Annotated in this window: 18 protein-coding genes; all 18 read left to right on the top strand. The window is 62.7% G+C overall.

Features of this window, described 5'->3' with window-relative positions:
* Positions 1-7 precede the first annotated feature (7 nt).
* On the top strand, positions 8-550 hold the full coding sequence (infC, locus tag M0534_RS01230) for a translation initiation factor IF-3 (RefSeq protein WP_248566771.1): 543 nt from the start codon (positions 8-10) through the stop codon (positions 548-550).
* Positions 551-623: 73 nt separating this feature from the next.
* Complete coding sequence (gene rpmI, locus M0534_RS01225) at positions 624-821, top strand: 50S ribosomal protein L35 (RefSeq protein ID WP_248566584.1); 198 nt, start codon at positions 624-626, stop codon at positions 819-821.
* A 20-nt stretch (positions 822-841) separates the two neighbouring features.
* Positions 842-1,201 carry a 50S ribosomal protein L20 gene (gene rplT, locus M0534_RS01220; protein ID WP_248566583.1) on the top strand — a complete coding sequence of 120 codons (360 nt, stop codon included), beginning with the start codon at positions 842-844 and terminating at the stop codon, positions 1,199-1,201.
* A gap of 143 nt (positions 1,202-1,344) precedes the next feature.
* Positions 1,345-2,376, top strand: coding sequence for a phenylalanine--tRNA ligase subunit alpha (gene pheS / locus M0534_RS01215; protein WP_248566582.1), 1,032 nt, complete (start codon positions 1,345-1,347; stop codon positions 2,374-2,376).
* A 33-nt stretch (positions 2,377-2,409) separates the two neighbouring features.
* Positions 2,410-4,791, top strand: a complete 2,382-nt coding sequence (gene pheT / locus M0534_RS01210; RefSeq protein WP_248566581.1) for a phenylalanine--tRNA ligase subunit beta — start codon at positions 2,410-2,412, stop codon at positions 4,789-4,791.
* 5 nt (positions 4,792-4,796) lie between these two features.
* On the top strand, positions 4,797-5,099 hold the full coding sequence (gene ihfA / locus M0534_RS01205; protein WP_248566580.1) for an integration host factor subunit alpha: 303 nt from the start codon (positions 4,797-4,799) through the stop codon (positions 5,097-5,099).
* Entirely contained in the window at positions 5,077-5,433 is a 357-nt protein-coding gene (locus tag M0534_RS01200; RefSeq protein WP_248566579.1) for a MerR family transcriptional regulator, read from the top strand. Before ihfA ends, M0534_RS01200 begins: the two co-directional genes overlap by 23 nt.
* Before the next feature lie 329 nt (positions 5,434-5,762).
* The gene (gene gap / locus M0534_RS01195) at positions 5,763-6,779 is read left to right on the top strand and encodes a type I glyceraldehyde-3-phosphate dehydrogenase (RefSeq protein WP_248566578.1); all 1,017 of its coding nucleotides are present in this window, start codon (positions 5,763-5,765) and stop codon (positions 6,777-6,779) included.
* Positions 6,719-8,239 (top strand): pyruvate kinase, encoded by a 1,521-nt coding sequence (gene pyk / locus M0534_RS01190; protein ID WP_248566577.1) that lies wholly within the window; start codon positions 6,719-6,721, stop codon positions 8,237-8,239. The genes gap and pyk overlap by 61 nt, the downstream gene beginning before the upstream one ends.
* Positions 8,240-8,291: 52 nt before the next feature.
* Entirely contained in the window at positions 8,292-8,618 is a 327-nt protein-coding gene (locus tag M0534_RS01185; RefSeq protein ID WP_248566576.1) for a hypothetical protein, read from the top strand.
* Positions 8,619-9,019: 401 nt separating this feature from the next.
* On the top strand, positions 9,020-10,219 hold the full coding sequence (locus M0534_RS01180) for a CaiB/BaiF CoA transferase family protein (RefSeq protein ID WP_248566575.1): 1,200 nt from the start codon (positions 9,020-9,022) through the stop codon (positions 10,217-10,219).
* Positions 10,188-11,150, top strand: a complete 963-nt coding sequence (locus M0534_RS01175; RefSeq protein WP_345894689.1) for a hydroxymethylglutaryl-CoA lyase — start codon at positions 10,188-10,190, stop codon at positions 11,148-11,150. The genes M0534_RS01180 and M0534_RS01175 overlap by 32 nt, the downstream gene beginning before the upstream one ends.
* A 43-nt stretch (positions 11,151-11,193) precedes the next feature.
* Positions 11,194-12,201: a WD40/YVTN/BNR-like repeat-containing protein gene (locus tag M0534_RS01170; protein WP_248566573.1), complete on the top strand. Its 1,008-nt coding sequence runs from the start codon at positions 11,194-11,196 to the stop codon at positions 12,199-12,201.
* The gene (locus M0534_RS01165; protein WP_428348183.1) at positions 12,162-14,558 is read left to right on the top strand and encodes an efflux RND transporter permease subunit; all 2,397 of its coding nucleotides are present in this window, start codon (positions 12,162-12,164) and stop codon (positions 14,556-14,558) included. The genes M0534_RS01170 and M0534_RS01165 overlap by 40 nt, the downstream gene beginning before the upstream one ends.
* A gap of 62 nt (positions 14,559-14,620) precedes the next feature.
* Positions 14,621-16,186 carry a DUF1302 family protein gene (locus tag M0534_RS01160; RefSeq protein WP_248566572.1) on the top strand — a complete coding sequence of 522 codons (1,566 nt, stop codon included), beginning with the start codon at positions 14,621-14,623 and terminating at the stop codon, positions 16,184-16,186.
* A gap of 17 nt (positions 16,187-16,203) precedes the next feature.
* Positions 16,204-17,469, top strand: a complete 1,266-nt coding sequence (locus M0534_RS01155; protein ID WP_248566571.1) for a DUF1329 domain-containing protein — start codon at positions 16,204-16,206, stop codon at positions 17,467-17,469.
* 262 nt (positions 17,470-17,731) lie between these two features.
* Positions 17,732-19,804, top strand: a complete 2,073-nt coding sequence (locus tag M0534_RS01150; protein ID WP_248566570.1) for a hydantoinase/oxoprolinase family protein — start codon at positions 17,732-17,734, stop codon at positions 19,802-19,804.
* Between the two features lie 5 nt (positions 19,805-19,809).
* Complete coding sequence (locus M0534_RS01145) at positions 19,810-21,669, top strand: hydantoinase B/oxoprolinase family protein (protein WP_248566569.1); 1,860 nt, start codon at positions 19,810-19,812, stop codon at positions 21,667-21,669.
* The last annotated feature ends 7 nt before the right edge of the window (positions 21,670-21,676 follow it).

Here is a 21,676-nt window from a genome sequence, read left to right as displayed (position 1 = left end):
CGAAAGCATCGCCCTGAAAAGCAGAAAGAAGGCTGGTCCCGGCGACAAGCGGATCAACGAGCGGATCGAGGCACCTCAGGTCCGGTTGATTGCGGAAGACGGTGAACAGCTTGGGGTCGTTTCCCTGCAGGACGCTTTGCAACGAGCCGAGGAAGCTGGGCTCGACCTTGTTGAAATGGTGCCGCACCCGGAGCTGGCCGTTTGCCGGATCATGGACTACGGCAAACACAAGTTCGAGCTGAACAAGAAGCAGCAGGCGGCGAAGAAAAAGCAGAAGCAGGTCCAGGTCAAGGAAATCAAGTTCCGGCCCGGGACCGACCAGGGGGATTACGAGGTCAAGCTTCGTAACCTCAAGCGCTTTCTGGAAGACGGCGATCGCTGTAAGGTGACGCTCCGCTTTCGCGGGCGGGAAATGGCGCACCAGGAGCTTGGCCTGCAGTTGCTGCAGCGGGTGGAAGCGGATCTGGAAGACATGGCGACCGTGGAACAGCGACCGAAGATGGAAGGTCGCACGATGGTGATGATGCTGGCGCCTCGCAAGAAGAAGTAGGCGACGGACAATTCAATGTTTCGGACGGCCAGCCCATGGGCTGGCCGGCTGTTTTTGTGACGGGAGATCGGCAATGCCGAAAATCAAGACCAACCGGGGCGCGGCCAAGCGCTTCTCGAAGACCGGCTCGGGCCGATTCAAGCGGAGCAAGGCCTTCGCTAACCACATCCTGACCAAGAAGGCGCAGAAGCGTAAGCGCAACCTTCGCGGATCCACGCTCGTGCATGAGCGGGATACTGCGAGCGTGCGCCAGATGCTTCCGTACGCCTGATCGACTGGAGATAGCAAGACATGCCACGAGTTAAGCGAGGTGTCACGGCGCGCGCCCGGCACAAGAAAGTGATGGCGAAAGCCAAGGGCTACTACGGTGCCCGCAGCCGCAGCTTCCGCGTTGCCAACCAGGCGGTGACCAAGGCGGGCCAGTATGCCTATCGCGACCGGCGTCAGCGCAAACGGGTTTTCCGCGCCCTGTGGATTGCCCGGATCAACGCCGGCGCGCGGGTCAATGGCCTGTCCTACAGCCGCATGATGGACGGTCTGCGCAAGGCCGATATCGCGCTGGACCGCAAGGTGCTGGCCGATATCGCCGTGTTCGACAAGGCGGCATTTTCCGCCCTGGCCGAGAAAGCCAAGGCACAGCTGGCTGCCTGACAGCGTTCGCGTTCCGCGCGCCCGATCGCCATTGTGCGGGGCGTTTAGAGGGAACTGGCGAGAGAGGGAAAGGGCGGCGCTCTTTCCCTTTTTTTGTCCCCGGTACTGGATCGTGCCACCGACGACGGGATCAACGGAGTGTCATGAGTAGCGAGCACGCCGAAAAACTGGAGGCGCTGTCCGCCGAGGCGGCCCAGCGGGTCGCCGCGGCGGACAGCGTGACGGCCCTGGACGAGGTGCGGGTCGCCTATCTGGGGAAGAAGGGCCGCCTGACCGAGTTGCTGAAGGGGCTGGGCAGGCTGAGCGCCGAGCAGCGGCCGGCCGCCGGCCAGGCGATCAATGCCGCCAAGCAGGGCCTGCAGCAGCAGATTGATAGCCGCCGCACGGAGCTGGAGCGCGTAGCGCTGGACCGGCAACTGGCGAGCGAGAGCCTGGATGTCACGCTGCCCGGACGCGGCCAGGCCGTCGGTGGCCTGCATCCGGTCACGCGCACGCTGGAACGGGTCGAGGCACTGTTCGCGAGCATGGGCTTTGCGGTGGCCGAAGGGCCCGAGGTCGAGGACGACTACCATAACTTCGAGGCCCTCAATATCCCGGCGCATCATCCGGCGCGGGCCATGCACGACACGTTCTATTTCGATGCCAGCCATCTGCTGCGCACGCATACCTCGCCGGTGCAGATCCGGGTCATGGAAGAGCAGGGCGCGCCGGTGCGGGTCATCGCCCCCGGCCGGACCTACCGCTGCGATTCCGATCTGACCCACACGCCGATGTTTCACCAGGTCGAGGGCCTGCTGGTGGACGAAGGCATCGGCTTCGCCGACCTCAAGGGTCTGCTGCACGACTTTGTCGAGGCGTTCTTCGAGCGTTCGCTGGATGTACGCTTCCGGCCCTCGTATTTCCCGTTTACCGAGCCGTCGGCGGAAGTCGATGTGCAATGCGTGTCCTGCGGCGGCAAGGGCTGTCGTGTCTGTGGCGGCACCGGCTGGCTGGAAATCCTGGGTTCCGGGGTGGTGCATCCGAAGGTCTTCGAGTCCGTCGGCATCGATGCGGAGCGTTACACCGGCTACGCCTTTGGCGTGGGTGTCGAGCGGCTGGCCATGTTGCGTTACGGGGTCGATGACCTGCGGCTGTTCTTCGACAACGATCTGCAGTTTTTGCAGCAGTTCCGCTAATCGAGGCTCTCGCCACTCAGACGAGGTTTTTCAATGCGAATCAGTGCGCTGTGGCTGCGCGAACTGCTTTCCCTGGAGCAGCCGGTGGAGGACATCGCCCATCGGTTGACCATGGCCGGCCTGGAAGTCGATGCCATCGAGCCGGCGGCGCCGGTGTTTTCGGGCGTCCGTGTCGCCGAGATCCTGCGCTGCGCGCCGCATCCGGATGCGGACCGCCTGCAGGTCTGCGAGGTGGCGGCCGGCGAGGCCGAGCCGGTGCAGATCGTCTGCGGCGCGCCCAATGCCCGTCCCGGGCTGAAGGCGCCACTGGCCACCGTTGGTGGCTTACTGCCAGGGGATTTCAGGATCAAGAAGGCCAAGCTGCGTGGCGTGGCCTCGTTCGGCATGCTGTCGTCGGCGCGTGAACTGGGGCTATCGGAGGATGCCGCCGGGCTGCTGGAGTTGCCGGCGAATGCGCCGGTCGGCACCGACCTGCGTGAGTACCTCGGCCTGGACGATTCGGTCATTGATGTCGATCTGACACCGAACCGCGGTGACTGCCTGAGCATGCACGGCGTCACCCGGGAGCTGGCGGCCCTGCTTGGGCAGGGGCTGAAATTGCCGAGCCCGACGCCGGTGGAGCCGCAGCACGATGCGACGCATGGCGTTGGCCTGCAGGCGGCGGAGGCCTGCCCGCGCTACGTCGGTCGGGTGATACGCGGGGTCAATCCACGGGCCGAGACGCCGATCTGGCTGCAGGAGCGCCTGCGGCGTGCGGGCCTGCGCAGTCTCGGACCGGTGGTCGACGTCACCAACTACGTCATGCTGGAACTCGGCCAGCCGATGCATGCCTTTGACCTGGCCCGTCTGCAGGGTGACATCCAGGTGCGCTGGGCGCGTGGTGGCGAGACACTGGAACTGCTCAACGGCGAGACAGCCGAGCTCGACGACGACAGCCTGGTCATCGCCGATGACAGGGGTCCGCTGGCACTGGCCGGCGTGATGGGCGGCGCGGCCTCCGCGGTGGCCGACAACACCGATGACATCTTCCTGGAAAGCGCGTTCTTCGCACCCACGGCAATCGCCGGCCGGGCGCGCCGCTACGGCTTGCATACCGATTCCTCGCATCGCTTCGAGCGGGGCGTCGATCCGGCGCTGCCGGTGCAGGCGATGGAGCGGGCCACGGAGTTGCTGCTTGCCATTGCCGGTGGCGAGCCGGGCCCGGTTTGCGGTGCCGAGCAGGCGGATGCGTTGCCACAGCCGGTGTCCCTGACACTGCGCGCGGAGCGGGTGCATCAGCTGCTCGGTGTCGAGGTGCCGCTAGCGGTCATGACGGCGATCCTACGGGGGCTGGGGATGCGGCTGGACGGGCCCGAAGCCGGACCGTGGCAGGTGGATGTGCCGAGCCATCGTTTTGACATCGCGCTGGAAGTGGACCTGGTGGAGGAGATCGCCCGGGTCTGGGGTTATGACCGCATCCCGTCACGGCGCCCCGCGCTGCCGTTGCAGATGCTGCCGCAGCCGGAGACGCGCCTGTCCCGCCGGACCATCCGTCGTCTGCTGGTGGACCGTGGTTATCAGGAGGCGGTGACCTACAGCTTCGTGGAGCCGGAATTGCAGCAACGCCTGGATCCCGGCCAAACTGCCCTGCCGCTCGCCAACCCGCTGTCGGCCGACCTGTCGGTCATGCGGACCTCGCTGTGGCCGGGCCTGGTGGCAGCGCTGCGGCGGAACCGCAACCGGCAGCATAACCGGGTGCGCCTGTTCGAGATGGGCCTGCGCTTCCGTGGACGACTGGAAGAGCTGGAGCAGACGCCCATGCTGGCTGCCGTGATGACCGGCAGCGCCTTGCCCGAGCAGTGGGGCGAGAAACCGCGCGAGGCGGATTTTTATGACCTGAAGGGTGATCTGGAGGCGGTGCTCGACCTCGGCGGCAATGGCGCGGCATTCTCCCTGCGCGCCGCGGCACACCCGGCCTTGCACCCCGGCCAGAGTGCCGAGGTGCTGTATCAGGGGCGCGCAGTCGGCTGGATCGGTGCCCTGCATCCGGGCACCGCTGCCGAGCTGGACCTGGACGGTCGCGTGCTGCTGTTCGAGCTGGAGCTGGCGGCGGTGCAGCAGGCGGCATTGCCTGCCTTCCAGCCGTTGTCGCGGTTTCCATCCATCCGCCGTGACCTGGCCCTGACTGTGCCTGATGCCGTGCCGTTCGCGGCGGTGCTGGCTTGCGTGCGCGCCGCCGGCGGGGAACTGCTGCGGGATCTCACGCTGTTCGACGTCTACCAGGGCCCGGGTCTGGCGGCCGGTCGAAGGAGTGTCGGTATAGGCTTGATTATGCAGGACTTATCGCGCACTCTTCAGGATGCCGATGTGGAAGCGGTCGTTGCGGCGGTGACCGACGCGCTGCAACGTGAACTCGACGTACACTTGAGAGGGTAATTCGCGTGGCGTTAACCAAGGCGGACATGGCCGAACGGCTGTTCGAGGAAGTGGGTTTGAACAAGCGGGAAGCGAAGGAGCTGGTCGAGTGCTTCTTCGAGGAAATACGGGCCTCTCTGGAGGAGGGAACCCCGGTGAAGTTGTCCGGATTCGGCAATTTTGACCTGCGCGACAAGAGTGAGCGCCCGGGTCGGAACCCGAAGACCGGCGAGGAAATTCCGATCTCGGCGCGTCGGGTGGTGACCTTCCGCCCGGGGCAGAAACTCAAGTCACGGGTCGAAGCCTATGCTGGAAGCAGCGAACAATAACGAACTGCCACCGATCCCTGCGAAACGCTACTTCACGATTGGCGAAGTCAGCGAATTGTGCGGTGTGAAGCCGCACGTCCTGCGTTACTGGGAGCAGGAATTTCCGCAGGTCAAACCGGTCAAGCGGCGTGGCAACCGACGCTATTACCAGCGCCAGGACGTCATCGTCATCCGCCAGATCCGCTCGCTGCTCTACGAGCAGGGCTTCACCATCGGCGGCGCGCGTCAGCGCCTGTCCGGCGAGGGTGCGCGTGAGGATCTGAACCAGAGCCAGCAGGTGATTCACCAGATCCGGCTGGAACTGGAAGAGGTGATGCAGGCGCTGCGCCGTTAGGTTCCGGTTGACTCCGGCAGGGCATGTGAAAGCGTTTGCCGATGCACTTGCGGCCGGCTTTCGGCGTGGCCGGGCTTGATGGACCATAAGCGGCCTTTTATATTGGCCGCCTTTTCGATAAGAACGAATGGGCACTGAGCACCCATCCGGGCGACCGCACGCGCAGAAGAGTGGCGCCCGGTGGCATGTACGATTGCTTACCATGCGTCAGCGGTGACGGGCTGGCAGAGCCAGGCCGCCGAGTTGCCCGGCCACAGGGCGTGGTCACGGTACCGGCGTCGCGCTGGCCACGCATCAAACCAAATTCAGAAACCAGGAGGATCTCTCCCATGACCTACCGTGTCGCTATCAACGGTTACGGCCGAATTGGTCGCAATGTGCTGCGCGCCCTGTTCGAATCCGGTCGCACCGACGAGCTGGAAATCGTCGCCATCAATGACCTTGGTGATGCCAACACCAACGCACACCTGACCAAGTACGACACGGTGCATGGCCGGTTCAATGCCGACGTTTCGGTGGACGGCGATCACATGGTGGTCAACGGCAAGCGCATCCGCGTGCTCGCCGAACGCGATCCGTCCAAGCTGCCCTGGTCGGAGCTGAAAGTGGACGCCGTGATGGAGTGCACCGGCCTGTTCAACTCCAAGGAAAAGGCCTCCGCGCACCTCAAGGCCGGTGCCCGCAAGGTGGTGATTTCCGCCCCGGGCGGCAAGGATGTGGATGCCACCGTGGTCTACGGCGTCAACCATGACGTGCTCAAGGCCGACGATACCGTGATCTCCAATGCCTCCTGCACGACCAACTGCCTGGCGCCGCTGGTCAAGCCGCTGCATGACGCGATCGGCGTGGTAGAAGGCGCGATGACCACCATCCATTCCTACACCAACGACCAGGTCCTTACCGACGTCTATCATTCCGACCTGAAGCGCGCCCGCTCCGCGACCCAGTCGATGATCCCGACCAAGACGGGCGCCGCCGCCGCGGTCGGCCTGGTGCTGCCGGATCTGGCCGGCAAGCTGGACGGCTTCGCGGTGCGTGTGCCGACCATCAACGTTTCGCTGGTGGACCTGAGCTTCGTGCCGGCCCGCGATACCTCGGTGGACGAGGTCAACCAGATCCTGCGCAAGGCCGCCGAGGGTGAACTGAAAGGGATTCTGGCCTACTGCGACGAGCCGCTGGTCTCCATGGATTTCAACCATGATCCGGCGTCGTCCACCTACGATCCGTCCATGACCCGCGTGATGCCGGGTCGTCTGGTCAAGGTCTGCTCCTGGTACGACAACGAATGGGGCTTCTCCAACCGGATGCTGGATACCACCGTAACCCTACTGAAGGCGGCCGAGTGAGCGACTCCACCATCGAACGCGCCACACGACGCCGGACCAAGATCGTCGCCACCCTGGGGCCGGCCACCGACCGGTCCGGCGTGCTGGAGGGTCTGTTACGCGCCGGCGTCGATGTGGTGCGACTCAATTTTTCGCATGGCGAAGCAGCGGACCATGTCCGCCGCGCCACCGAGGTTCGCGCCAAGGCTGAGGCCATCGGTCGCGATGTCGGTGTTCTGGCCGACCTGCAGGGGCCGAAGATCCGCACCGAGCGCTTCCGCGACGGCCCGGTTACGCTGGAAGAAGGCGCCGATTTCTTCCTCGATCCGGACCTGGCCGCGGATGCGGGCAATGTCGAGGGCGTGGGCATCACCTACAAGGACCTGCCGAACGACGTCAGTGCCGGCGACGTGTTGCTGCTGGCGGACGGGCAGCTGGTGCTGTCGGTGGATCGGGTCAAGGGCAAGCGCATTCACTGCAAGGTGGTGCTGGGCGGCGAACTGTCCAACAACAAGGGCATCAACCGCCAGGGCGGCGGGCTTTCTGCTGGTGCGTTGACCGAGAAGGATCGGGCCGACCTCAAGGTCGCTGCCGAGATGGACGCCGATTACGTGGCCGTGTCGTTCCCGCGCTCGGCGGATGATATCCATGAGGCGCGGCAATTGCTGCAGGCCGAGGGCTGCAAGGCCGGAATCGTGGCCAAGATCGAGCGCGCCGAGGCACTGGATTGCATCGACGAGATCATCCTGGCCACCGATGTGGTGATGGTTGCGCGTGGCGACCTGGGTGTGGAGATCGGTGATGCGGAGCTGCCGGGCGTGCAGAAGCGCATCATTTCCCGTTCCAGGGAGCTGGACCGTGTGGTGATCACTGCAACGCAGATGATGGAATCGATGATCACCAACGCGATGCCGACACGGGCCGAGGTGCTGGACGTGGCCAATGCGGTCATGGACGGTACCGATGCGGTCATGCTGTCGGCGGAAACCGCGGCCGGCCGTTACCCGGTGCGCACCGTCGAGGCCATGGACCGTGTCTGCCTGGGCGCCGAGCGCCAGCGGTCCACGCAGCGTTCGACCCACCGCATGGACTGCACCTTCCAGCGCATCGACGAAGCCATCGCGATGGCCTCCATGTACACCGCCAACCACCTGTCGGTGAAAGCTATTGTTTCCCTGACCGAGTCCGGTTCGACGGCCCGCTGGATGTCACGCATCAGTTCGGGAATCCCGATCTTCGCCTGTACCCAGCATCAGTCGACCCGGCGCCGGGTCACCCTGTACCGCGGCGTCTATCCGATGGCCTTTGATATCGTACATGCCGAACCCAGGCATGTGGTGCATGATGCGATCGAGCTTCTGAAGCCGGATCATACGGTGCACGATGGTGACCTTGTCGTGGTCACCAAGGGTGATTTCTCCGGCGTTGCCGGTGGCACCAACACGATGAAAATCGTTCGCGTCGGCGAAGACAACGAATAGTGCCGGTGCCGTGGCCGGCGTGGCAGGGGCGGGTCGGATACAGGGGAATGTGGTGACTGCCGATGTACTCTGGCGACTCAGTCGTCCGACCGTGGGCCTGGCGGCGTTTGCCGCCGGGGCCGTATTCCTTGCCCTGTTCGTTGTGCGCCTGATCGAACCCGGAACGCAGTCGGCGGGGCTGCTCAACGGTATCGCCTCGATCCTCGCCGGCGGTGCGCTGATTGCCGGCCTCATTGCCTTGCTGGAATTCTTCCTTGCGGCCCGCGCCTTCGTGCAGTGGACGGCCGGGGGCGGGGATCGCTGCCCGGACTGTGACTGGCCGATGTCGCCTTCCATGGTCCTGCCAGATCGCTGCACCAACCCCGTCAAACATAAATAACGGACACGCCACCGGTTTTAGCGGGCTTTCGCCGTTTCTCGGGTTCCGTCGGCCGGTGCCCCAGCTGGCGGCCGGAATTGAGCGTTCATTGTTTGAATTGGAATAGTTAGCCTCCCTCCCCAGCTTCGTTACAAAACTGAATTTGTGTTTCATTTGGTTGAAACAAGCCTTGTTGGTGCCCCGCCGTTATTGCGTTGCAGCAATCTTTCCCACGCTGCAAAAAAACCAATCTTGAAACAAGCACATGCGGCCGGTCCGCCTTTTCCCGTTCGCGGTTGGCATCGGTCTTGCGTTGCGGAAAGATAAAGTGGCGTTAACGGGCTTCCGCATGGACCGCTGGCGCCCGTCTGAAAGCCGAACGTCGTCAAAACATCGGGACTCCCAATAAGGATTTTTGATACATGAAAGCGCTGCACGGAATTCGCGTACTTGATCTGACGCATATGCTGTCCGGCCCTTACGGGGCGATGCTCTTGGCCGACATGGGCGCGGACACGATCAAGGTCGAGCCGCCGGCTGCGGGTGAGGGAACCCGCAAGCTGCTTGCGAAAAACGAAAGGTTTTCCCTGAAAGGAATGGGTGCCTATTTCCTGACCCTCAACCGCAACAAGCGCAGCGTCTGTCTTGATCTCAAGTCCGAGCGCGGACTGGAGCTTTTTTATGGTCTGGTCGAGGAAGCCGATGTCGTCATCGACAACTTCAGTGCCGGCGTCACCAGTCGTCTGAAGATAGACCATGAGCACCTCAGCAAGATCAATCCGCGAATCGTTACCTGCTCGGTTACCGGCTTCGGTTCCGCCGGACCGGATCCGATGCGTCCGGCCTTCGACCAGGTCATCCAGGGAATGGGTGGCGGCATGTCCATTACCGGGGAGCCGGGTGGCCGGCCGCTGCGGGCGGGGATTCCGATCGGCGATCTGAGTGGCGGCATGTTCGCCGCGATGGGCATTCTTTCCGCGCTGGTCGCGCGCCAGTCCACCGGGCGCGGACAGCACGTGGATATCTCGATGCTGGACTGCCAGATTTCCATGCTGAATTACATGGCCACGATGTACTCCCTGTCCGGCGAGAACCCGGAACCGCTGGGTAACGGCCATTTTGTTCATGTTCCGTACAACACCTTCGACACCGCCACCCAACCGATCATCATCGCGGTAATCTTCGACACCTTCTGGGAGAACCTGGCGGAGATCGTGGATGTGCCTGAATTCAAGGACGAGAAATACCTCACCCAGCCGGGCCGCTTCGAGGACCGCGAATTCATAAATTCACGCCTCCAGGAGGTGTTGCTGACCCGGCCCGCGGACGAGTGGATCGCGCTGCTTCGGGAGAAGCGCATTCCCGTTGCACCGGTGAACAACTTCGAGCAGGCATTGAACGATCCCCAGGTTCGTTTCCGCAACATGGTGGTCGAGGTGGAGCATCCGGACGGTGGTTCGACGGAGATGCCCGGCAACCCGGTCAAGCTGTCCGAGACCTACGAGGACAGCTTTTCCTCGCCGCCGTTGCTCGGGCAACACACCAGCCAGGTCCTGCAGGATCTTCTCGGGCTCGACGAAGCGCAGCTCGATGAGTTGCGCACCCACGCCATCATTCGCTGAGGTTGATATGGAAAACGTCGTCATCAACGAGGTGTCGCTGCGCGACGGGCTGCAACTGCACCGGGAATTTGTTCCCACCGCAGAAAAACTTCGCCTCCTGAAGCGCCTGGTCGATGCCGGAATTCGGGATTTCGAGGTAACCAGCTTCGTCTCGCCGAAGGCGGTGCCGCAAATGGCCGACGCCAGTGATGTCTTCGCCGGGCTGCCTGTCCTGGATGGCGTGTCGTACTCCGCGCTCGTGCCGAATCGGAAGGGTCTGGAGCGAGCGGCAGATGTGGGCTGCAAGACAGTGAATCTGGTGCTTTCGGCCACCGACACGATGAATGAAAAGAACATCCGAATGAGCCTGGATGAGGCAAAGGCAACGTGTGTCGACACCATCGAGCATGCGGCGACGCTGGGGGTGAATGCGGACGCCTATATCGCAGTGGCCTTCGAATGTCCCTTTGAGCGGCGCGTGGACCCCCGGCGGATCGTCGATCTGACACGTGAAATGTTCGAGGCGGGTGCCGGCCGTGTGATCATCGCCGACACCATCGGTGCAGCCGCGCCTGCGCAGGTATCCGACCTGTTCTCGATGCTGGTCCCGGAGTTCGGCGCCGAGAGGTTCGCCTGCCATTTCCACGACACGCGTGCGATGGCGCTGGCCAACGTCTGGGAAGCGCTGCAGCAGGGAATCCGCCGTTTCGATAGCGCAGTTGGCGGTTTGGGTGGCTGCCCCTTCGCCCCCGGAGCCTCGGGAAACCTGGCCACCGAGGATCTGCTCCTGTTCCTTCGCCAGTGCGGATTCGAGACCGGAGTTTCGTTGGGTGGTGTCGTCTCGGCCATCGATGTGGCCGCCGAGATAACCGGGCGGGCCCTTGGCGGGCGCGTCATGCCATGGGTGCGCACACAGCTCGACCAGGCGAACACCGAGGAGGTTCCTGCATGACTGCTGTCGAGTGCTTCAGACTGAATCGAGAGGGGCGGTGGTGATGCTTCGACTGATCAAGGGTATCGGAGCCGTCATGCCATGGGCGGTGATTGCCGGCCTTCTTTTTGCGGCAGTTTTCATTCAGCCCCAGCCGGCTGGCGAGTCGGTTCAGCCGCCACCCATTGAGCGCCGCGATCGGTTCTACGGCCTGGAGGTCCTTGAGCAGGGCAGCATCCTCTGGGCCGTCGGGAGCGACGGAAAGATCGTGCGCAGCGATGATGCCGGTGAGAACTGGCAAGTACAGCAAAGCGGTACCCGACTCAACCTGCAGTCCATTGCCGCCTGGGATACCGAGCGGGCGGTTGCCGTCGGCAACGAAGGTGTTGTGTTGGTTACCGAGGATGGCGGCGAGACCTGGGAACAGGTGGAGGCGCCACGTTCCGAGATTTTCAACAAGCTGGTACGCGTGATAGCCCGCGCCGACGGCGAGGCCTGGGCCGTCGGCGGTATGAGTGCCGTGTTCCGCAGTCGCGACTACGGCCGAACCTGGGAGCGAACCGTTGACGAGGAGGACATTTCCTGGAACGGGATCGCCTTTGTCGACGATGACCGCGCCTGGGCCGTTGGCGAATTCGGCATGCTGCTGCACAGCACCGATGGTGGGAATTCGTGGACGGAGGAAATGCTGGACCTGGAAAGCAGCCTGATGGCGGTGCGGTTCCGGGACAACGGTCATGGCGTAGCCGTTGGGCTCGAGGGCATTGTGCTTTACACCAGCAATGGCGGGGAGGACTGGGCCCGGCTGGAGACCGATTTCGAAGAGCATCTGTTCGATGTCACCTGGAATGGAAGCAAGTGGCTGGCCGTCGGTGAAGACGGTGTCGTGGTGCGGGGTGAGGATGATGGCAACAGCACATGGGTTGCTGATCGCCTGGATCCGGACCTGCGCGAGTGGCATACCACGATAGCTGTTAACGGGGACGCCATTTACATCTCCGGTGCCACTTTCGGTCGTCTGCTGGGGACCGAATGGCAAAGCTTTACCGACCAGGCAGGAGAGCGCCAGTGATTGACCGTTTCATTGATTTCCTGATGGCGCGGCGCACCTGGGTGGTGCTGATCATCGCGGTTCTCACCGTGCTGATGGCGTGGTCCGCCTCCCGCATTGAAGTGCGTACCGTGTTCGAGGACCTGCTGCCGCAGGATCACCCCTATGTGGAAGTGCACGAAGAGTTCAAGGAAACCTTCGGCAGTTCCAACATGGTGAGCATCATGCTCACCGTGGACGAGGGTGAGATCTTCGAGCGTCCGGTGCTGGAGCAGATCCGCGGCATCACCCGGGACCTTCGGGCAGTGACTGGCGTCAACAGCTTCCAGATCATTTCCCTTGCCTCGAACCACATGAAGGAAGTGCGGGCCACCACCGCGGGTATTGATACCAGCCCGATGATGTGGCCGGACCTGCCGGAAACCGATGAGGGCATCAGGGAGTTGCGGGACAAGGTGCTGGGCAACAGTCTGGTCTATGGTCCCTACGTGTCCATGGATCTGAAATCCGCGCTGATTACCGTGGATTTTTATGATCACCTGGTGGACTACAAAAAGATCTTCAACGAAATCCACGAGATTACCGACCAGGCCCGCGACGCGGGACTGGAAGTTTCCATCGTCGGTGATCCGATTCTGTACGGCTGGGTGGACTATTACCTGGACGAGACCTACCTGCTTGCCGGCGTCGTGATCCTTGTACTGTTCGCCCTGCTGCTGCTGATTACCCGCACCTGGCGGGGTACCTTCCTGCCGATGCTGTCCGGTGGCATAAGTGCCTTGTGGGCACTTGGCGTGGCGGCACAGATCGGCCTGCATTTCGAGCCTCTGGTTGTGGTGGTGGCGTTGTTGCTGTTCGCCCGCGCCATTTCCCATTCGGTGCAGTTGATCACCCGGTTCGAGGATGAGAATGCCAGCGGCGCGAAGGACTCCGCGGATGCCTCCCACCGAACGCTGAAGGGCTTGTTCCGCCCTGGGATGCTGGGCCTGGCGACTGACATTGGCTGTGTCTCGGTGGTGGCGCTGACGCCGATCCCCCTGCTGGAGAAGCTTGTCATCATCGGTGTGGTGTGGCTTTCCACCATCATCGTCAGTGCCCTGATCGTGACCCCGGTATTGCTGTCCTGGTGCCGCGATCCGCACGCACGGGTCCACGGGATCGACCTGGATCGGCCGGCCCATCGGGTTCTGGATGGTGCCTACCATGTGGTGACCACCCGCGGCCGCTACTGGCTGGTGGGGTCCGTTACGGTAATTTTCCTGGCCTCTGGGTTGTACGCCACCAATCTGCAGATTGGTGACGCCAATCCCGGTTCGCCGATCCTCTGGCCTGAGTCGGAGTACAACGTCAACGCGGCCCGCATCAACGAGACGTTCCCGGGGTCGGACCGCATGTTCGTTGTTGTCTCCGGCGAGGAAGATGCCCTGAAGCAGCCGGAAGTTCTGGAACACATGCAGGACTTCCAGCGCTTCATGGAGGTGCAACCCCAGGTCGGCGCCACCATGGCGATCACCGATCTGGTGCCGATCGTCAAGCAAAGCCTGTTCGAGGGCAATCCGCGATTCTTCGAGCTAGGGGAATCGGCCGAGATGAACGGCGAGTTGATGTACCTGTACCAGGCCGATGCGGCTCCGGGGGACATGGAGCGATTCGTCGATGGCGACTACAAGGATGGCGCCATCACGCTGTTTTTCCGTGATCGCCAGGGCGACACCATTCGCACGGCCGTGTCCCGCATCAACGAATTCCTGGACGCCAATGCCGTCGAGGCCGTCGAGTACCGCCTGGCCGGGGGTGTCGTGGGCGTCCTGGCGGCGGTCAACGAGGTCATCCTGGCCGGCCAGATCCAGTCCATTGCCCTGGCCCTGCTGGTGCTGGTGATCCTCTGCACCGTCGTCTACCGCTCCACCATGGCCGGGCTGTTCTTCATGGTTCCGGTGGTGCTCGCCAACACGCTGACCTTCAGCTTCATGGCCTGGCGGGATATCGGCATGAACATCAACACCGTACCGGTGGCCGCGCTGGGCATCGGTCTGGGGGTGGATTACGCCCTCTACGTGGTGGACAGAATCAAGGAGGAGTTGGCGGGGGGCAATGATCTGCTGGATGCGATCAAGCGCTCCGTGCATACGGCCGGCAAGGGGGTAATGATTACCGCTACGACCCTGATCGTCGCAGTGCTTCTGTGGTCCTTCTCGTCCCTGAAATTCCAGGCCGAGATGGGGATGCTGCTGGCCCTGTGGCTGTTCGTGTCGGCAGTGACGGCGATCTACGTGATGCCGTCCCTGGTGTATATCTTCCGGCCATCGTTCGTCCTGCAGAGTCTCTCTGCGGAAAAGAGGAAAGAGTCCGGGGAGCCGGCCGCCGCGACGGCTTGATGACTCGGCTCAATTGGGCACATAAAAAATCGTTCCACAAACCTTGCGCGAGGTAGAAGATCATGCGACGGAACACAACATCACCGCTGGCTCTCATGTTGGCAGCACCCATGGCAGCCGCCATCGGTGCTCTGCCGGCCACCGCCGCCGCCTTTGAGGTGGAAATGGAAGGCTATGTTCGGCAGGGCCTTTCCATGAACCTGCAGAACCCCCGTGAAACCGACACGAACGACGCCTATCGGCTGTCCATGTCCCGCAGCACCATGCGGCTGGATACGCGTATCAACTTTGATGACGTCAGCTTCACGATCATTGCCCGGGGCGACCGGGAATACCGGACGCCCTATCTGCGTCGTCTCGAGCGAGCTGGGGCATTCGACAGCAGCAACGACAGGATCGAGGATTACTACAATAACGCCGAGATTCGCGAAGCCTACATGGATCTTCCGCTGACTCGCCGCATTTCGACCCGGATCGGCAAGCAGCAGTTGGCCTGGGGCGAGACCGATTTCTTCCAGGCCAATGACCTGATCCACGGTTTTGATTTCTCCTGGCGTTCGTTCCTGGAAGGAGAGAACGAGGAACTACGCAAGCCGCTGATCATGGCCACCTTCGACATCGACGTGCCCGAGGTGGACGGCAATCTGCAACTGTTCTTCCGCCCCGGATTCGACCGCAAGCAGGACATCGGCAATACCTTCGACATCGAAGGCGGTCGCTGGGCCCTCCAGCCGAACAAGGGTGTCGATTTTCAGGGCTCTGGTGGATCCAGGGACTTCATTCCCTACGATTACGAGCATCCGGAAGGCCGCTTTGACGAGCAGACGTTCGGCGTCCGCTGGTCGGCGCTGACGCCGGGCGGTATCGACTACTCGTTGATGTATCTGCGGCACCACAATCCGGACCCGGTGCATAACGCAGCCGGGGTGGTTGGAGAATTCAATCCGTATAAAGGACGGGTTGGCAATGTCGGTGCTGCGGGTTCATTCATTTTCCCGATTGTTGACACCATCGGTGCAACGGCATCGGGTTATGCGGCCTGGGCGGATGCGGTGTTCTCGACCGAAATCGCCTATACCTTTGACAAGCCGTACAATTTCAGTTCCGACCGGGGGCAGCCGATCTTCGCCGGCGGGGAAGGCTCCAGCGGCATCAAAGAGAAAGACACCGTATCCATTATGTTCCGCATGGACAAAATCGTGGATCTGACCAACACCTTCCTGCGCACCAGCCGGCCCTCGTTTGCGTCCATCCAGCTGTTCAACACCTGGATTCCCAGCTACAGCCGGTCGGACAATCTGGTGAGCCTGGTCGGGTACGAAGCCCGGCAGGAGCGGTTTGAGACCTTCGTCACCGGTATCCTCGGGCTGAACTACAACAATGACCGGATCAACCCGCAGCTGGCCGTGGGTTCGGACCTGAACAACGGCGGCGCTTTCTTTGTTATTCCCAGCGTCGAGTTCGCCTACGGCGATAATTGGCGCGTTTTGGTTGAAGCCGACTTGTTCTTCCCACTCGGTAATCGCAAAAAGTCGTCGGATGATCTTGATGGCTCCCGCGATACCCGCACCATCGGCTATTTCGATCGTAACAATCAGCTGTACGCGCGCTTCACCTACAACTTCTGAGCCGGAGGACGTAACAGATGTTGAATCTACACAAGACGGCAATGGGCGGCCTGCTCGCCCTGGCCCTCGGCACGGCCTCATCGATGGTCCTGGCCGAGGAACTGACTGAAGGCACGATGATTCATGCGGGCAACATCGACGAGATGCTGGACCGCAAATTTGAGGGAAAAACTATCCAGAGCATGCTTCCTGAGCGTCTGGAATGGCAGATTCGTGAATACGGTCTGCGCATTGAGCTCAAGCACTCCGAGGAGCTGCCGCGCGATCCGAACTACGATCGTCTGACCGAGGAGCATGCCGGCACCGTCACGTTCAACCGGGACACCGGCATGATCGAGAACTACTGCACCGGTCTGCCGTTCCCGGATGTCAGTAAGGACGATCCGGATGCCGCCTGGAAGCTGATCTGGAACCATCACTTCGGCCAGCCCACCGGTGGTGCCCAGGACTATCGGCGATTCGCCTTCCTGCTGATTGACGAGGATGGCGGCCTTGAGCGCAGGCAGCACTGGCGCTACCAGCGGTTTTTCGAAACCGGCCGGGTCGATCCGCCGGAGTCATGCGGCATGGATGCGCCGCATCACCGGACCCTGCTGTTCGCGACCTATCCGCGCGACATCTCCGGTCTCGGCACGCTGACGATCCGCCACAATGACGGCCGTCTGGATGACACCTGGGCTTATGTGCCGGCAGTGCGCCGGGTGCGGACCCTGTCCGGTGGGGCCTGGATGGATCCGATCGGTGGCACCGACCAGCTGCAGTCGGACATCGAGATCTTCAATGCCCATCCGACCTGGTTCGAGGATTTCAAGGTGGTGGATAAGCGTTGGGTGCTTGCTGTCGCGCACAGTGAGGAGCCGACCTGGGATGAGGATGCCTCCAGCACGAATTCCCAGCATCCACGGGTCGACCTTGCCAATGCACCGCACTGGAATCCCGTCGATCGCTGGGAGCCGCGCAAGGTCTGGGTGATCGAGGCCACACCGCCGTCCGAGCATCCGTACAGCCGCAAGGTCATGTACATGGAAACCGAATACCCGCGTTTCTACTTCTCGGAGACCTATGACCAGGGTGGTGACTTCTGGAAGTGGCTGAACTTCGCATTGCGTCCCTATCAGACGGAAGACGGTGGCTGGGGCCTGATTTCCGCCTGGGGTCAGACCGTGGACTTCAAGGCGCGTCACGCCACCATCTTCCAGTCGCATCCGGACTGGGTCCTCGGTGGCGATCTGTCGGCCGATGATGTGAGCCGTGGTGCACTGCAGCGTGCGGGTCGTCGTTAAGACCCGGCTGGACCGGTCGGACGAGTCGTCCGACTGAGCATGGAAACCGGGGCGCCCCAGGCGCCCCGGTCTTTCCGAGGATTGCCGACCATTGACCGATTCGCATGTTCGCGTGTGCATCGGTCAGTGGTTCACGGGGGGCTGGCCACGTCCCCGCGTGACCCTGAACTCGAACGGTCCCGGCAGCAGGCCGGGATCGCGGCACGTCGGCGGGCCCTGGGCGCCCGCAACCAACGAAAAACGGCCGTACTGGAGACGCGCTATGACTTTCCGACTGGGAGTTGACGTCGGTGGAACATTCACCGACCTGCTGCTCATCAATGACGACACTGGGGAAACGTTTACCGCCAAGGTGCCGTCGACGCCCCATGACTCTTCCAAAGGTGTGCTGAACGGCATCGAGAAAATCTGCCGGACCTCGGGTGTCGATCCGAAGCAGATCCGCTACGTGATGCACGGCACCACGGTGGCGACCAACACCATCCTGACCCGCACCGGGGCAAAGGTCGGGCTGGTCACGACGAAGGGATACCGGCAGGTGCTGCATATCGCCCGCTCCTATGTGCCCGGCGGCATCGGTGGCTGGATCATTTTCAACAAGCGGGAGCTGCTGGCACCGCTGGAACTGACCGTCGAGGCCGACGAGCGCATGAGCGCGTCCGGGGAGGTGGTCAAGCCCCTGGACGAGGCCGCGCTGCGCAAGAATCTGGAAAAGCTCCGCGATGCAGATATCGAGGCGCTGACCGTGTGCCTGATAAACGCCTACAGCAATGGCAAGACCGAGCAGCAGGTGGCCAGGATTGCCGCCGATGTCCTGCCCGGTATTCCGGTCTCCCTGTCCTCGGACGTGGTACCCGAGATGCAGGAATACGAACGGACCGAGACGACCGTCGTGAACAGCTACGTGCGTCCGCGGGTCTCCAGCTACCTGCACCACCTCGAGCGGGAGTTGAAGGCGCGCCTGGCCGATGATGTGCAGTTGGCCATCCTGCGGTCCGATGGTGGTCTTGCGACCAGTGATTCCGCTGCCGACGCGCCGGTCAACCTGCTGCTGTCCGGTCCGGCCGGTGGTGTCGCCGGGGCGATCTGGTTCTGCAGCCGGGGCGGGTTCGACAATGTGCTGACGTTTGACGTCGGCGGGACCTCGACCGACGTGGCGCTGATCGAGAACAGTACCGCGCGGCTGCGGCGCGAGACTCGCGTTGGCGATGTCGCCGTCCGCGCACCTTCAGTGGACGTGCGTACGGTCGGTGCAGGCGGCGGTTCCATTGCCTTTTCGCCCGAGTTGACCAAGGCGCTGCGGGTCGGACCTGCAAGTGCCGGGGCCGATCCGGGCCCGGCGGCCTACAACATGGGGGGCGAGGAACCGACCGTCACCGACGCCAACGTCGTGCTCGGTTATCTGCCGGCCGGCCAGAAACTCGGTGGCGACATGGAAATCCGCAAGGATCTCGCGGAGCAGGCGGTGCAGAAGGTGGCCGATGCGATGGGCATTTCCATCTACGAGGCGGCCGAGGGCATCACTCGCATCGCCAACGAGCACATGTTCGGTGCCTTGCGCCTGATCTCCGTGGAACAGGGCTACGATCCACGCGATTTTGCCCTCTGCGGCTTTGGCGGCGCAGGTCCGCTGCATGCCAATGCGTTGGGGATCCTGATGAATGCCTGGCCGGTCATCGTGCCGCCCGGACCCGGTGTGCTCTGCGCCTACGGAGACGCGACGACCCGGGTCAAGGACGAGGCGGCGCGGTCCCTGGTCAAAGGCTTTAATTCGCTGGACAACGCCGGCGTCACCCGCATTCTTGAGGACCTCACCGGAACCGTGCAGGCCTCCCTGGCCCGGCAGTACATCAAGGAGGACCAGCAGACCATTACCTGGCAGGCCGATGTCCGCTATCAGGGCCAGGCCCTGCTGCTGACGCTGGATGTGACGCCGGAGGAGTTGAAGCAACGCGGTCTCGACGTGCTCAAGGAGGCCTTCGATGCCGAGCACGAGAAACTGTTCAGCTTCAATCTCAACGAGGAGCATGAGCTCGTCAACCTGCGCGCCGTTGCACGCGCGCCGCGACCAAATATTGCCGAGCGCGATTATGCCAGTGCCAAGGGCGGTGTCGAGCAGGCGGCCGTGGGCACCAGCCCGATCTACTACGAGGGCGAGATGCACGACGCCACGTTGTACCAGCGGGACCAGTTGTATCCGGGACACCGGGTCGACGGTCCGGCCATTGTCATGGAGATGGATTCCACGACCGTGGTCTTCCCCGGTTACCGGGCCACCGTGGACAAGGTCGGCAACCTGTTGATTGAACCCCGCAAGGGTCAGGGTGAGGAGTAAGCGTCATGCCTGCGAGTCTGATTCAGCCGAATAACCAGCCGTTCAAGAAGGTCGCGGTGGATACGGTGACCCTCGACATCATCGAGAACGCCATGTCCAACGCCCGCAACGAAATGGACGCCGTGCTGATGCGCACGGCCATGTCGCCGGGTATCCGCGAGCAGGGCGATGCCTTCCCGATGATCGCGAACCACGAGGGCAAGATGGTGGTGGGCCAGTTCGGCTCCTTCATCTATGGCTTCCTCGAGGCCTATGACGGGACCGTGGAGGAAGGCGACATCTTCCTGACCAACGATCCGTACATGTGTGCCGGGGCCGTCAGCCACCTTCCCGACTGGCTGATCCTGATGCCGATCTTCAAGGACGGCCGGATCATCAACTGGTCGGCCATGTTTGGTCACATGTCGGATGTCGGCGGCAAGGTGCCGGGCAGTCTGCCCACCGACGCGCGCACGATTTTCGAGGAAGGTATCCGGATTCCGCCGACCAAGATCTACAAGAACGGGGTCATGAACCAGGATCTGCTGGAACTGATCCTGCACAACGTGCGCATGCCGCACTGGAACCGGTCGGATTTCAACGCCATTGTCGCGGCATGCAAGACCGCCGGTCGGCGCTGCCAGGAACTGGCCGAACGTTTCGGCGACGATGTCTATACCAGTTCGCTGGGCGAGATGCTGGACCGGAACTACATCGCGATGCGCGAGATCATTCGCAAGGTGGTGCCGGAGACAAAGCAGTCCTTCGAGGACTACATCTGCGACGACGGCGCCGGACTCGGCCCCTACACCATTCGCTGCACGCTGTGGCGCGAGGGTGACAAGGCTATTTTCGATTTCACCGGCACCGACCCGCAGGCACCGTCATCAGTGAACTTCTACCTCAACGAGGAGATGTTCAAGATGTTCTTCGGCGCCTTCACCATCAACCTGTTCGATCCGTCGATCCTGTTCAATGACGGGTTCTACGACCTGGTGGATGTGCGCATCCCCGAGGGATCGATCCTGAAGCCGAAGTTCCCGGCGCCGCTGTCCTGCCGGACGCACCTGCTCGGCCGGATATTTGACGTCATGAGCGGGCTGCTTGGACAGGGATCGCCGGATGCCATGAGTGGCGCCGGATTCTCCGATTCGCCGCACCTGATGTACTCTGGCTACGACGACAACGGCGAGTGGTTCCAGCTGTTCCAGATCGGATTCGGTGGCGTACCGGGCCGGCCACTCGGCGACGGTATGGACGGTCATTCGCTGTGGCCGGGTTTCACCAACGTGCCGAACGAATTCGTCGAGGCCTATTTCCCGCTGCGCATCGAGACCTACGAGACCATTATCGACTCCGGTGGCGCAGGCAAGCATCGTGGCGGCAACGGGCTGCGCGTCGGTTATCGGCTGTTGGCCAACGGCCAGATCTCGATCCATGACGACCGCTGGCTGACCTATCCCTGGGGCGTTAATGGTGGCGAACCGGGCCAGCGAGGTCACAAGGAACTGATCAAGGCAAGTGGCGAGCGCCAGGTGCTGCCGTCCAAGTGTGACCGCGTGCAGGTGGAGAAGGGCGACCTGCTGCTGTTCGACACTTGGGGGGGCGGCGGTTGTGGCGATCCGCTTGAGCGCGATATCGAGGCCGTGGTCCGGGATGTGGAGCGTGAGCTGGTGTCGCCGGGGGGCGCCCGCCGGTTCGGCGTGGTCATTTCGGCGGCCGGTGTGGTCGATCAGCAGGCGACCGACTCGCTGCGCAAGGAGATGCGCCAGGCCCGCGGCGAAATCGGCATCTTCAATCGAGGCGGCACCCTGGAGGAACTGAAGGCCCGCTGTCTGGAAGACACTGGCCTGGAGGCGCCGACCACTCCCGAGTGGGAACATTAGGGGGTCG

Source organism: Methylonatrum kenyense (assembly GCF_023195885.1).
Taxonomy (GTDB): domain Bacteria; phylum Pseudomonadota; class Gammaproteobacteria; order Nitrococcales; family Aquisalimonadaceae; genus Methylonatrum; species Methylonatrum kenyense.
The sequence above is the reverse complement of the archived record's forward strand: the minus strand, read 5'-3'. Positions and strand labels throughout refer to the sequence as shown.